Source organism: Streptomyces sp. NPDC048291 (genome assembly GCF_043201715.1).
Classification (GTDB): Bacteria; Actinomycetota; Actinomycetes; order Streptomycetales; family Streptomycetaceae; genus Streptomyces.
Genome location: NZ_JBICZC010000001.1, coordinates 49,026 through 61,989, shown reverse-complemented (window position 1 = coordinate 61,989; position 12,964 = coordinate 49,026). Strand labels below are relative to the sequence as shown.

Below are 12,964 nucleotides of genomic sequence, written 5' to 3'. Positions count from 1 at the left end.
CGCCGGTACCGTGTACGAATACGACCGTCGTCACCGCCGACCCCCCGCTCCAGAACGGCATATTCCAAGCGCACGCAACAATAGGTCAGTTGCCCGTACACCGGCTACACTGCGTGTGAACAACGCCACAGGGTGCGGCACTTGCCGAAGGGGGATGCCGGTGAGCATCGACTCCACTGTCACTCATGTCGTCGCAGCTCTCGCGGTGGTGATCGCAGCCTCCTCGGCGCTGGGAGCGGCGGCCCGCAAACTGCGCCAGCCCTCCGTCATCGGGCAGTTATTCGCCGGCATCGCCCTCGGTCCGAGTCTGCTCGGTCTGGCCCCCGACGGGGTGTACCAAACCCTCTTCCCGGACGAGATCAAGCCAATTCTCACGGCCGTGGCGCAAGTCGCCCTGGTGCTCTTCCTCTTCGCGGTCGGTTATGAACTCGACCTCGGTCAGCTGCGCAATCGCGGCACGGTGACCGCCGTCTCACTCAGTGGGTTCGCCATTCCCATGCTGATGGGAGCCGGCATCGTCCTGCTCTTCACCGGAGGCTTCCGCTCCGTAAACGGCGGGCATCCGGTGGACGCGACATTCACCCTCTATATGGCGGTCGCCCTGTCCATCACGGCCGTTCCCGTGCTGGCGAGCATCATCCGGGACCAGGGGCTGGCCGGCACCCGTCCCGCCACGATCGCGATGGCCGCCGCCGGTGTCATCGACGCGCTGAGCTGGCCGGTGCTGGCCGTCGCCCTGATCGGCGGCGAGGACGGCTCGCTGCGGGCCTGGACCGTCAAGGTGGCGCTGCTCGCGGGCTACGTGCTGGTGATGTTCGTCGTCGTACGGCCCGCGCTGAAGTGGTGGATGAACCGGCCGGGCGCCCTGATGACCAATCACGTCCCCCTCGCCGCCGCCCTGGCGCTGGCCTCGGCCTGGGCCACCAGCGCGCTCGGGCTGCATGTGATCTTCGGTGCGCTGCTGGCCGGGATCGTCATGCCCCGCCAGCCCGACGGCGCCCCGGACAGCCAGGTGCTGCGCCCGCTCCAGGAGACCGGCGGCCTGCTGCTGCCGGTGTTCTTCACGATCTCCGGGATGTCGGTCCAGCTCGGCGGACTGCACGCCGCCGACCTGCTGCTCCTGCTGGTGATATGCGCCGCCGCGGTCATCGGCAAGGTGGCCGCCGGCGCCCTGTCGGCCCGGGGCGGCGCCCGGCTGCCCTGGCGTGACTCGCTGATGATCGGCGTGCTGCTCAACACCCGGGGGCTCACCGAACTCATCGTGCTCAACGTGGGGTTGCAGGCCGGCGTGATCGGCCCCCGGCTGTACGCGCTGCTGGTCGTGATGGCCCTGATCACCACGGCGGCCACCGGGCCGCTGATCCGTCCACTGCACCGGCCCGCCGACGCGGCGCCGCCCGGACGCACCGGCACCGGCCCGGGCCCCGACCCCGGCGACGAGCAGACACCGGACTCCGGCCAGGCCCCGGCCGTGGACGCCGAGCCGACGCCGCAGCCGTAGCCGTAGCACCGTGGCCCCGTGGCGGGTCGGGGCGGTCGGCCGGGCTCGGGGCCCGGCCCACCGCTCACCGCTCACCGCTCAGAACGGCACGGGGGCGATGTCGACCTCGGCCCGCTGGCTGCTGGCCGCCGCGACGGTGGCCGGGTGGCTCTCGCCCAGGACCCGGCGGAACCGGGTCAGGGTGTCGGTGTGCAGCACCGTGGCCTCGTCCACCCGGTCCAGCGCACGCAGGTCCAGAGCGACGTTGTTGGCGCAGGCCAGGGTGGTCGGGTGGTCCGGGCCGATGTCGCGCCTGAGGATCTCCAGGCTCTGCCGGTCCAGTTCCAGGGCCTCCGCGTGACGGCCCAGGGCGCTGAGGTGGTTGGCCATGCCGTGAACCGTGGCCAGGGTGAGGATGTTCTCGTCGCCCAGCGACTCGCGCATGCCCCGCAGCGCCGCGTCGAGGTGGTTCCCGGCGGCGTCGAGCTCGCCCAGATGGCGCAGGGTGATGGCCACGTTCGTACGGGCCGACAGGGTGTAGGGGTGAGCGGGGCCCAGTTGGGCGGCGTAACGCTCGACGGTCTCCTCGCCCATGTCCCGGGACCGCTCCGGCTGACCGTTCTGCCGGAGGTCGACGACCAGGTTGGCCGCGAAGGCGATGGCGTCCGGGTGGTCGGCTCCGTACCGGCTCTGGACCCTCGACAGCCCCGCTTCGGCGAGCTCCATCGCCCCGTCGTGGTCGCCGGCGCGCCGACGGCACACCGCGAGCACCCGGGCGCAGGTGATGCTGGCCGGGTTGTCCTCGCCGTAGTTGGCGATGTAGCGGGCGTAGATGTCCTCCTGGTGGACCAGCGCTCCCAGGTAGTCGCCGACCTCGCGCATGTCGAGGGACAGGCCGCTGAGGGTGTTGAGGGTGTCGAGGTGGTTCTCGCCGAGGGTGAGGCCACGCAGCCGGGCCGTCTCCGCGTCGAGTTCGCGGGCCTCCTGGTACAGGCCCATCAGCCGCAGGCCGATGCCCAGGCTGTGCGCCGCGCGGAGGGTGGCCGGGTCGTCCTCGCCGAAGGCCCGCAGGGAGCGCTCGTAGACCGACCGGTTGATGTTCAGCCCCTCGGCCATGTCGGCCCGCAGCCGCAGTCCGCTGGTCAGCTGGATGAGGGCGTCCAGGGTGCCCTCGTCGTCCTCGCCCGCGACCCTGATGTACGTGTCGGCGGTGCGCTGCATCATGTCGGCGGCTTCCTCGTACTCGCCGACCCTGCGCAGCAGGAAGGCCAGCCACTTCGCCATCTCCAGCGTCTGCTGGTCCTCGGCGCCGAACTTCCCGGTCCACACCTGCAGCGCCTCGCGCGCCATGGAGACCGCGCCGTCGAAGTCGCCCCAGATGGAGAGGAACTCCACCACGTCCCGGATCAGGCCGCGGACCCAGGGCGAGTCGCACTCCACGGCCCGCGACACCACGATGTGCGGCAGCAGCTGCTGGTAGCGCGGCCACAGCTCGCGCGAGCCGGGGCCGTTGGGGTTGGCGTCGGCGAGCAGCAGGTGCGCGCCGTGCCGCATCTCCGCCTGCTGCTGCGGGGACATGCGGTTGACCAGGACCGCCTGGACCAGACGGTGCAGCTGGATGGTGTCGTGCCGGTGCTCGATACGGGCCAGGGCGTAGACGTTGATCTCCCGGATGGCCCGGCCGAGCCGGATCGGGTGGCGCAGGGCCTCGTCGAGCTCGGGGGCGATGGTGCTGCGCGAGTTGTTGAAGAGCGAGCGGGAGATCGGCTCGGGGGCGAAGAACGAGCAGACCTGGAGGAGCTGGAGCGCGGCCGGGTTGCGCTGTTCCAGCTGGCGCAGCGAGACGTCCCAGGCGGCGGCCACCGACATCGGGTAGTCCGGTGACGGGACGAGTTCGAGCATCAGCTCGGCGATCTTCTCCCGGATCAGCCCCAGGTACTCGTCCACGGCCATGCCGGTGACGGCCTGCCAGGCGGCGGCCTGCTCGATGGCGAGCGGCAGGTCGCCCAGCTCCTCGGCGAGCAGGTCGGCGTCGGCGTCCGACAGGTCGCGGGCCCTGCGGCGCAGCAGGGCCTTGCTCTCCTCCCGCGTGAAGACGTCCACGGAGAGGGTCCTGGCGACCCGGTCCCACTCCTGGTTCCGGGAGGTGATGAGGATCTTTCCGGTGCCGCCGGTCGGGAAGTAGGGACGTACCGCCTCGACGTTCTCGGCGTTGTCGAACACCAGGAGCCAGCGGTCGTAGGGCTCGCCCCGGCGCAGGGCCTCGCGGACCGCCGGGACCGCCCGGTTGGCCTCCGTGCCCACGTTCAGGCCGAGCCGGTGGGCGAGTTCGGTGAGCGCGGTCAGGATCATCGTCGGCTGTTCGGAGGGGATCCACCAGATCACGTCGTACTCGGAGGCATGCCGGTAGACGTACTCGATGGCGATCTGGGACTTCCCGACACCGCCCATGCCGTGCAGGGTGTGCGGCAGCACCGCCGAGGTGTCGCCCGTCAGCAACTGCTCGTGCACCTGCACGAGGAGTTCCTCCCGGCCGGTGAAATTGGGGTTGTTCGGTGGCACGTTGCCCCAGACGACCGGTACGGAGGCGCGCTCGGGGGCGGAATGGCGTGACGACGGCTCGGCCGGCCCAGGGACCGTCCTGGCGGCTGACAAGAGGTCGGCGCCCGCCCTGCCGTCGGGGCTCGGAGCAGGGTTCTCCCGCACGGGAGTCACGCTCGCGGAACCTCCCGCCGCTTGCTGGTGCTCACTGGCAGTGGTGTCGGTCATGTCCATGCCGCCCAAGTCTGAATTTAAAGCATCTTTATTTCGGACATCGTGGCTTATCCGCCGCGAATTCTGAGCGATCGACGCACCCTGCGAGGCCCCTTCCAGCGCCGCGCTGACCCGGCGGGCGCGCAGCAGATAGGGCCCGGAGAGAGCGCGCAGCACGGCCAGCTCGACCCGCACGAACGGCAGGCTCTCCGCCGTCACCTGCGGAACCGGCTCGGTCTCCGGGGCGAGCAGCGCACCGGGCAGCCCGCGGGCCGCCTCGAACCGGTCGCCGTAGAGCTCGGACACCGAACTCACCACCCGGGCCGTGTCCGCGCGCATCGCGCCCGCCAGCAGCGCCTCGCGCGCCCCGTCGACGAACTCCAGCGGCGCGGGGGCGGTCACGCCGTCCGGCGCGGGCTGCGCGGGCTGCTCCAGCAGGCCGCTCAGAAAGAGCTCGGCCAGATGGGCCGGCTGCGCCTCGGGCACCAGTCTGCGCTGGACGTCCCGCACCAGGCGGGGCTCCAGGATCGCGGCGGCCAGGTGGGTGGCCAGCCGGTAGGCGGTGGGGGTGGCATGGCTGCGGAAGCGCCGGATGCGCTCCTGCACCGAGGGCGCCGGGATGACGACCGGCGGCTCGGCGAGGTCGTCGTCGGAGGCGTCCGACGTGTCGGGCGCGCCGAGCAGCAGCACTGGGGCCTCGACCCAGCCGGACTCCGCACCGGCGACCAGGGCCGCCCAGCGGCCCAGCCAGCGTGCGTCCAGCTCCAGGACCGGGACCGCCGCCGTCCAGGTGCCGGGCGGCGGGTCGAAGGGGTCGTGCCACTCGGCCGGGAAGTCCACGGCCAGTTCGGTGGTGCGGGCCCCCGCGCGGGGGCTGCGCAGCCGTGCCTGCCGGGGTGCCAGCGCGGTGCGGTGCCAGTCCCGCTGGGACAGCAGGTGCACCACCGCCACCGGTCCGGCCGCCGACCAGAGTTCCAGCGCCTGCCGGCCGGCCCCGGTCCGCCACAGCGGTCCCAGGCCGTCGGTGAGGACGAGGACGATCCGGCGGCCGGTGCGGTCCACCAGCTCGCCGGGGACCCCGGGGACGTCGTGCTCCGGGTACGGCCCGCGCAGCACCGCCTCCGGCCCCCGCGGGGTCTCGCGCAGGCCCAGCCGGCGCACCCGTACGTCCCGGAAGGCGCCCAGCCGCTCCGCCACGGCGGTGAACTCCGCGACCGTCTGCTCCCAGATCACCATCGTCGCGTGGTCGTCCACCACCAGCACCAGGTCGAAGCGGCGCTCGTCCGCCGCCCTGGTGTAGGGCACCCACAGGCCGTCCTCGGCGGCGCGTTCGGCGGTGGTCTCCTCGTCCAGCTCGACCTCGGACGCCGAGGGCACGAGCTGCTTCAGCGCGCGCAGGGCACGGGTGATCCCCGCCGCGTCCCGCAGGTCCGGCAGTACCTCGGCCACCTCGACCGGCTCGGCGTCCCCGGCCGGCCCGGCGGGCGCCCACCCGGTCGCCCGCTCCCGCGCGGAACCGGACCCTCGCCCGCCCGGTCCGGCGGACGGCAACGGCAGGAACAGCACCTCGGCCCCGTCACCGGACGGCTCCCACATCGTGCCGTCGGCGGTCCCGTCCGGCGTGCCGTCCCCGCTCTCCGTCCCGCCCCCGGTCTCCCCCGGCCCGCCGCCGCCCGACCCGTTCGCCGTACCTCCACCCGACCCGTTCGCCGTACCGCCGCCGGTCCCGGACGCGCTCCCGCCGCCCGTTCCGCCCGGACCGCGACCGCCCGGACCGCCGAACGCCGACGGCCCGCCGAGTGGTTCGGGCAGCCCGGAGAGCCCCGACAGCGCGGTCGGCCGGGGCTGGGGCGGGCGGTCCGATGCCGGCAGCCGGGCCGCCAGCATCTGGTACGCGTGCAGCCAGAGGCCCTCCGCCACTTCGAAGGCCTCCGGACGGGCACGCGGTTCCTCACCCATCAGGGCGCCCCCGACAACTCACGCCAGAGGGCCTCCAGCAGCTCGCCCCAGGACTCGTCGTCCTCCCGGACCCCGGCCGTCCGCAGGAACACGGCGTTGAGCAGCTGGTCGGTCGCGAGTCCGCCGTGCTCCCGGCTGCGCTCCACGAACGCCCGGATCATGTCGTCGTACCGGCCCTGCTGGTCCCGGAAGTGCGCGGCGATCATCGCGGCGAGCTGGTCCTCGCGGGGCGGGGAGACGTCCAGCCGGACGCAGCGGCGCAGGAAGGCCGGCGGGAACTGCCGTTCGCCGTTGCTGGTGATGACGACGAACGGGAAGGCCCGGCACCGGACCCGCCCGTCCGCCACCGTGACCGTGGTGTCCGGGTCGTCGGTGAACACCCGTGCCCGGGCCTCGTGATGGCGGGCGCGGACCAGTTCCGGGATGTCGTACGAGCCGTTCTCCAGCACATGCAGGAGGTCGCTGGGCAGGTCGATGTCGCTCTTGTCCAGCTCGTCGATGAGCAGGACGCGGGGCAGCTCGTACGGGAGCAGGGCGGTGCCCAGCGGGCCGAGCCGCACGAAGTCGCCGATCCGCGGACCGTTGCCGCCCTCCGGTGGCGTCTCGGCGGAGGTGTCGTCGGCGGTGCCGGCGTCGGGGACGGCTTCGGGGACCGCGGCCGGTCCCCGGCCGAGGGAGGCCTGGGCGCGGCCGATGGCGTCGTACTCGTACAGTCCGGAGCGCAGGGTGCTGCGTGAGGTGATCCCCCAGTGCAGGACGCGGCCCAGGCCCAGTTCGCGGGCGACCAGGTAGGCCAGCGTGGACTTCCCGATGCCGGGCCGGCCGGTCACCAGGAGCGGCCTGCGCAGCAGCAGGGCCGTGTTGATCATGTCGATGTCGTGCGCGTTCTGCCGCGAGGTGGTGCGGCCCGCGGCGCCGAGCCGGCGGTCGGTCTCGGCGCTCTCGGCCGGTACGGGCGGCAGCACCGGGCCGCCGTCGAAGGTCCGCCAGCCGGGCGGCGGGGGCAGCACGTCGGCGAGGCGGATGTCGGGCAGCGGCTGCCCTGTGCCCCGGTAGATCCACCAACTGCGGCTGACCGGCCCGCCGTTGTGGCCGTTCTCCACCGGATGCTGGACGCGGTTCATGAGGTCCCCTCGTCGTCGTGGCCGCCGCGCACGCTGCCGGGATCCGACGCCGGGTACCCCTGGTACTCGGACCAGTCCACCATCCGGTTCGGGTCGTCGAGGAGCACCGCGAGGTGGCGTCCGGTGTGCGCGTCCCGTTGCGCCGCGGCTGCGGTGGCCGCTTCGTTCCGCAACTGCCGCACGCGCTGCGGCAGTTCGGCGGCCGATCCCTTCAGCAGCTTGTCGACCCGTTTTTTGAGGTCGCCGGGGGGCGTGGGCCGGCGGTCCCAGACGGCCAGCGGCACGCCGGCCCGCAGCGCGGCTTCGAGCGTGCCCTGGCGGCCGTCCGGCCCGGGCAGCGGAGGCCCGGTGAGCGCGACCGAGACCAGGCGTTCGTCGGCGACGAGCGTGCTGTTCCACCGCACCGCGTCGTGGCCGCGCTCGCCCGTGGTGTCCCAGTGGCAGACGATCCGGGGTCCGGCCGTCAGCTGCTGCCAGCGGTTGCGCCAGCGCCGGTGGTACCGCCGGGCCCGCATCCGCTCCAGGCTGCGCAGCGCCACCGGGTAGTCCAGGCACAGCGCGGTCGCGGAGGAGGAGTGGGAGGCCGTCGGCAGCCACTCCATGGGCTGGTTCAGCAGCTGGAGCGGCAGCACGAATTCGAGGACCGGCCTGCCGGGGCGCTCGCCCCAGTCCTCCTCGACGGTGCCGACCAGCTCCTCCACCGCGGCCTCGACCTCGGCCAAGGCCACGATCCGGTCCTCTCCTCGCTCCGGCCGCCACGAGCCCGGCCGCCGCTGACGCCAGTGGGAGAGCAGGTACTCGTCCGCGCCCATCCCGTGCTTGCTCAACTGGACAACGAGACAGGCGGGAGCCGGTTCCGCGGCTCCCCCGGCGATCTGCGCACGGAGGGTTTCGAGAGGCCCCGCCAGGTCGAGTCGCCTGCCCTGGTCGTCGTTCCAGCCGCGCAGGCCGTCGACGACCTGCCGGTCGACGCCGGCCCCGGCGCCCGCCGCGATCGCGTGCTCCACCAGGGCCAGCACGGGAAGCAGGCCGTCGGGGCGGGCGTTGGCCCCGGCGAGGAAGTCGAAGGCCTCCGGGAGGGTGGCGACCGGGCGGGGCGGGAGCGGAAGGTCACCGGCCGCCGCGTGCAGCAGGCCCTGCGCGTCGGGATGCGGGAAGCGGCCCAGCAGCGAGCGGGCTCTGCGCAGGTCGGCCTCGGGCAGCACCGCGAGAACCGGCGAGGCGGAGACTAGCTCCGCGATCCTCAGTACGGGGAGGGAACCGGGGTCGTACACCTGGAGGGTGTCCACCAGCACGGAGAGCCCGGTCGGCCGCTGCCAGCAGGCCCGGGCTATCTCCATTATGTCGTGCCGCTTCCGGTCGTGTCGCCGGAGGTTGGCTAACTCGGGTAACCGGCCCGCCAGCATGTCGATCAAGAGATCGCGCCCTCCCGGTGCATCGAGTCCCGACACCGCGCACATCTGCTCCACCAGCTCATGCTCGAACCCCGCCGCATGGCCGCCGTTTCTCACACTGAACAAGCGTCCCCCGTTCACGACTCCCGTGCCTCCCAACTCCCTTCCGTTGCAAGGCCGTCCGGGTGCCGTAGCCCTGGGTCCAGGGTATGGCCCAGGCCTTGGGCGTGGCCACCCCGGTACGGTCAATCACCGGCACGGAACCCGCTGCCCGGCCACCGCTTCGCGACCGGATACGGGCACGGCCTAAGGTCGTCCGGTGACGAACAGCAGCGCGACGCGTTCCCACGACCTCGACGGCATACGTCCGGCGCCGGAGCCCCCCGGATGGCAGGACCGGCTGCGCCGGTTCGGCCACGGGGCGAGGGCCGGGGGCACCGGCACGCCCGCCGGTGTCCGGGAACGCCTGGTCCCGCCCTTCCCCGAGCCCGCCACCCGCCCCTGGCGGCTCCTGGGCCTCGGCCCGGCCCGGGCGCAGCGGCTCGCGCGGGCGACGGAGTGGCTGGGCCCGCTGCTGGTCGCCGCCCTGGCGGGCGTGCTCCGCTTCTGGCACCTCGGCCGGCCGCGGGACCTCGTCTTCGACGAGACGTACTACGCCAAGGACGCCTGGGCACTGCTGCACCTCGGGTACGAGGGCACCTGGCCGGACCGCAAGATCGCCGACCCGCAGATCCTGGCGCACCCCCAGGTGATCTCCCTCTCCGACACCGGCTCCTTCGTCGCGCACCCGCCGACCGGCAAGTGGGTGATCGCCGTCGGCGAGTGGCTGTTCGGCCTCGACCCCGTCGGGTGGCGCTTCATGACGGCGGCCCTGGGCACCCTGTCGGTGTTCATGCTGTGCCGCACCGGCCGCCGCCTGTTCCGTTCGACGTTCCTGGGCTGCCTGGCCGGGGCGCTGCTGGCGATCGACGGCCTGCACCTGGTGATGAGCCGCACCGCCCTGCTCGACCTCGTCGTCATGTTCTTCGTGCTGGCCGCCTTCGGCTGCCTGCTGATCGACCGGGACCGGGCCCGGGCCCGGCTGGCGGCGGCCCTGCCGGCCGACGCGGCGGGCCGGGTGCGCCCGGACGCCGACACCGGCGACCGGGCCGGGACGGGCCGCCGGCCCTGGCGCCTCGCGGCCGGCGTCCTCCTGGGCCTCGCGGCCTCCACCAAGTGGAACGGCCTGTACGTCCTCGTCTTCTTCGTGGCCCTGACGCTGCTGTGGGACGTCGGCGCCCGCCGTGTCGCCGGGGCCCGCCACCCGTACCGGGCGGTCCTGCGCCGCGACCTCGGCCGGTCGGTCCTCGCCCTCGTCCCGACCGCGCTCCTGACGTACCTGCTGTCCTGGACCGGCTGGTTCCTGTCCGACGACGGCTGGGGCCGGCACTGGGCGGACGGCCGCGGCGGCACCTGGTCGTGGATACCGGCGCCGCTGCGCAGCTTCTGGCACTACGAGTACCTGGTGTACCAGTTCAACGTGGGCCTGCACACGCCGCACAAGTACCAGTCGAACCCGTGGAGCTGGCTGGTCCTCGGCCGTCCCGTGCTGTTCGCCTACGACTCCCCGCAGCCCGGCCAGGACGGCTGCTCCACCGCGACCGCCTGCACCCGCACGGTCCTCGCCCTGGGCACCCCGATGCTGTGGTGGTCGGCCTGCTTCGCCCTCGCCTACCTGCTCTACCGGTGGGCGCTGCGCCGCGACTGGCGGGCCGGCGCGATCCTCTGCGCGGTGGCGGCGGGTTACCTCCCCTGGTTCCTGTACCAGGACCGCACGGTCTTCTCCTTCTACGCCGTGGTCTTCGTGCCGTACCTGTGCCTGGCCGTGGCGATGATGATCGGGGCCCTGCTCGGTCCGCCGGGCGCGACGCAGCGGCGGCGGCTGCGGGGCGCGGTGGCGGCCGGGGTGCTGGTGCTCCTCATCGCCTGGAACTTCGTCTACTTCTACCCGATCTACACCGGGCAGACGATTCCCTACAGCGACTGGCAGTCCCGGATGTGGCTGGACACCTGGATCTGAGGCGCGAACCGGCTCCGGCGCTCAGGCCCGAGCCGGCTCCGGCGCTCGGGCGCGAGCCGGCTCCGGGGCTCGGGCGCAGTGCCTGCTCCGGCGCTCAGCGCAGTGCCGCGGGCGCCGTCTCGCCCGCGCGGACGGCGCGCAGGACGCGGTCGACGGTCTCCTGCTTCTCGCCGACGGGTGCCGTGTAGTCGATGACCTCGCGCATGGCCTCGTCGCCGAGGGTCCGGGAGATCACCCAGGCGCCGAGATACTGCGAGGCCATGCAGCCGCCGGCGGTGGCGATGTTCCCCTCGCTGTGGAACGGCGCGTCCAGCACGGTGACCCCGCAGGCCTCAACGAAGGGCCGGCTGGCCGTGTCCGTGCACGCGGGCCGGCCGTCCAGCAGGCCGAGCCGGGCCAGCACGAGGGCCCCGGAGCACTGCGCGCCGATCAGCTGGCGCCCGGGGTCGAGCGACAGCCGGGAGACCAGCCGGTCGTCGGCGACGACGTCCCGGGTCCGCACCCCGCTGCCGACCAGCACGACATCGGCCTCGGCCACGAACTCCAGCGGCCGCTGCCCGGTCACCTCGACGCCGTTCCTGGACGTGACGGCCGGCGTGGGCGTCGTGATGAACGCCTGGAGGCCGCGGTCGCGGCACCGGTTGACCAGCGCGGCGGCGATGAAGGAGTCGAGTTCGTTGAACCCGTCGAAAGTGACCACTGCTACCTGCATCGCTGCTCCCTGCCCTCCTGGTCCGGTACCGGCCGCCCACTGTACGGGCTCGTCCGCGGTCGCCGCGATGCGCCGGCCCGGCCGCTCAGCGGCGCACCGTGGCCGTGGGGCTGGGCTCCGGGCCCTCCGCGCGGACCGAGCCGTGGCCGTGGCGCGCGGTGGGGCTCGGGCCGGGCGCGGCCGGTGCCGCGGGCGCCGGCTTCCCGGCGCGGTGCCGGGGCACGACGTCCTGGGGGAAGGTCAGCTGCCCGTTCATCCACGTCAGGGCGGCGGGCATCTCCCGTACCCAGGTGGGGAAGTTGTGGCTGCCGTTCTCGGGGAGGATGGAGACGACCCGCATGGGTGCCCGGACGGCCTTGATGAAGGCCTCGGTCTGGGCGTAGCCCTTCTCGCCGTGCTTGCTGTTGGCGACCAGGACCGAGACCTGGGGCACGGGCAGGTGCTTCAGCCGCCACATCAGGTCGTGGCCGTCGATCCGGGCCTGGCGGCCGGGGCCGCTGCCGAAGAGGTTGCCGGTGGTGGGGTCGTCCTTGACCCGGTAGTCGGGCGACAGGGCTGCGGCCGTGGTGTAGACGCCGGGGTCGCGCATGGTGAGCTGGAGGGCGCAGCTGCCGCCCGAGGAGTACCCCATGACGCCCCAGGAGCTCGCGTCGTGCCCGGCCCGGTAGACGGACTTGATCGCGTCCGGGAGGTCCTTGGCCAGGAACGTCTCGGTCTGCGGTCCGCCGGGCACGTCCACGCACTCGGTGTCGCGCGGCGGGGCGATGGTGGGCCGGATCATCACAATGATCGTCGGCTGCATCCGGCCCTTGCGCTGGAGTTCGCCGGCGGTCTGCGAGACGCGCAGGTGCTGGGCGAGGTTGTAGATGCTGCCCGGATAGCCGCTGAGCGCGACGACCACCGGGAACCGCATGCGCTGGTACGCCTTCTGGAAGTACTGCGGCGGGAGGTAGACGAAGGCCGGGTCGACGACGCCGGTGCGGCGGCCGATGATCTTCACCGACTCCACCCGGCCGACGGTCGCGGCGGGCCCGCTCGGCAGCCCGCTCACCCGGCTCAACTGCTGGTCCCCTGCGGCCTGGACGAGCGACGCCCCGTGCACGCTGCTGATGCCGTTCACCGAGCCGCCGCCGTTCCCGCCGGCCGCCTGGGTGACGCCGACCGGAGCGGTGTCGACGTTGCCGAGCAGCTCGTTCCAGGAGCCGAAGAACTGGTACGACGAGTTCACCGCGCAGGCGAACGCCGCGACGATCGTCACCTGCGTCACCGCGACGGCCCCCAGCCGCCCCAGCACCTGCCACAGCCCCGGCCTGGCGAACCGCGGCCACAGCCAGACCAGCAGCGCCACACACAGGGCGGCCAGCGCCGCCAGCGCGTATACGGTCGTTCGACTGGTCAAACCCATGTCACTCAGTCCCTGTTTTCCCTGCCCGTTCCCCGTTGCTTCCGCACAGGAGGAGGGCGGAAGAGCCTTCCGCGTTC

7 protein-coding genes are annotated in these 12,964 nt (G+C 73.1%); 2 read left to right on the top strand and 5 right to left on the bottom strand.

Annotated features, from left to right (window positions below; translation table 11 throughout):
- The first annotated feature begins 160 nt into the window (after positions 1-160).
- Positions 161-1,501 (top strand): cation:proton antiporter, encoded by a 1,341-nt coding sequence (locus tag ACGF5O_RS00240; RefSeq protein ID WP_393807674.1) that lies wholly within the window; start codon positions 161-163, stop codon positions 1,499-1,501.
- 78 nt (positions 1,502-1,579) lie between these two features.
- Here ACGF5O_RS00240 and fxsT read toward each other — a convergent pair whose 3' ends face one another.
- The 3 genes from fxsT to ACGF5O_RS00225 are packed head-to-tail and all read right to left on the bottom strand — an operon-like array spanning position 1,580 to position 8,777.
- The gene (gene fxsT / locus ACGF5O_RS00235) at positions 1,580-6,193 is read right to left on the bottom strand and encodes an FxSxx-COOH system tetratricopeptide repeat protein (protein ID WP_393807673.1); all 4,614 of its coding nucleotides are present in this window, start codon (positions 6,191-6,193) and stop codon (positions 1,580-1,582) included.
- Positions 6,193-7,317 (bottom strand): AAA family ATPase, encoded by a 1,125-nt coding sequence (locus ACGF5O_RS00230; protein WP_393807672.1) that lies wholly within the window; start codon positions 7,315-7,317, stop codon positions 6,193-6,195. The genes fxsT and ACGF5O_RS00230 overlap by 1 nt, the downstream gene beginning before the upstream one ends.
- Positions 7,314-8,777: a hypothetical protein gene (locus ACGF5O_RS00225; protein WP_393808381.1), complete on the bottom strand. Its 1,464-nt coding sequence runs from the start codon at positions 8,775-8,777 to the stop codon at positions 7,314-7,316. The genes ACGF5O_RS00230 and ACGF5O_RS00225 overlap by 4 nt, the downstream gene beginning before the upstream one ends.
- 253 nt (positions 8,778-9,030) lie before the next feature.
- On the opposite strand from ACGF5O_RS00225, the gene ACGF5O_RS00220 reads away from it, so the two are divergent.
- Positions 9,031-10,770 (top strand): dolichyl-phosphate-mannose--protein mannosyltransferase, encoded by a 1,740-nt coding sequence (locus ACGF5O_RS00220; protein WP_393807671.1) that lies wholly within the window; start codon positions 9,031-9,033, stop codon positions 10,768-10,770.
- A gap of 94 nt (positions 10,771-10,864) precedes the next feature.
- Here the strand turns inward: ACGF5O_RS00220 and ACGF5O_RS00215 are convergent, their stop codons facing one another.
- Positions 10,865-11,482, bottom strand: coding sequence for a DJ-1/PfpI family protein (locus ACGF5O_RS00215; RefSeq protein ID WP_393807670.1), 618 nt, complete (start codon positions 11,480-11,482; stop codon positions 10,865-10,867).
- Positions 11,483-11,567: 85 nt separating this feature from the next.
- Positions 11,568-12,887 carry an alpha/beta hydrolase gene (locus tag ACGF5O_RS00210; RefSeq protein ID WP_393807669.1) on the bottom strand — a complete coding sequence of 440 codons (1,320 nt, stop codon included), beginning with the start codon at positions 12,885-12,887 and terminating at the stop codon, positions 11,568-11,570.
- Between the last annotated feature and the right edge of the window lie 77 nt (positions 12,888-12,964).

Excerpts from the sequence above, each read along its gene's own strand:
- ACGF5O_RS00230 (WP_393807672.1), bottom strand. The coding sequence starts at position 7,317 with ATGAACCGCGTCCAGCATCCGGTGGAGAACGGCCACAACGGCGGGCCG.
- ACGF5O_RS00210 (WP_393807669.1), bottom strand. The coding sequence starts at position 12,887 with ATGGGTTTGACCAGTCGAACGACCGTATACGCGCTGGCGGCGCTGGCC.
- ACGF5O_RS00215 (WP_393807670.1), bottom strand. The coding sequence starts at position 11,482 with ATGCAGGTAGCAGTGGTCACTTTCGACGGGTTCAACGAACTCGACTCC.
- fxsT (WP_393807673.1), bottom strand. The coding sequence starts at position 6,193 with ATGGGTGAGGAACCGCGTGCCCGTCCGGAGGCCTTCGAAGTGGCGGAG.
- ACGF5O_RS00225 (WP_393808381.1), bottom strand. The coding sequence starts at position 8,777 with ATGTGCGCGGTGTCGGGACTCGATGCACCGGGAGGGCGCGATCTCTTG.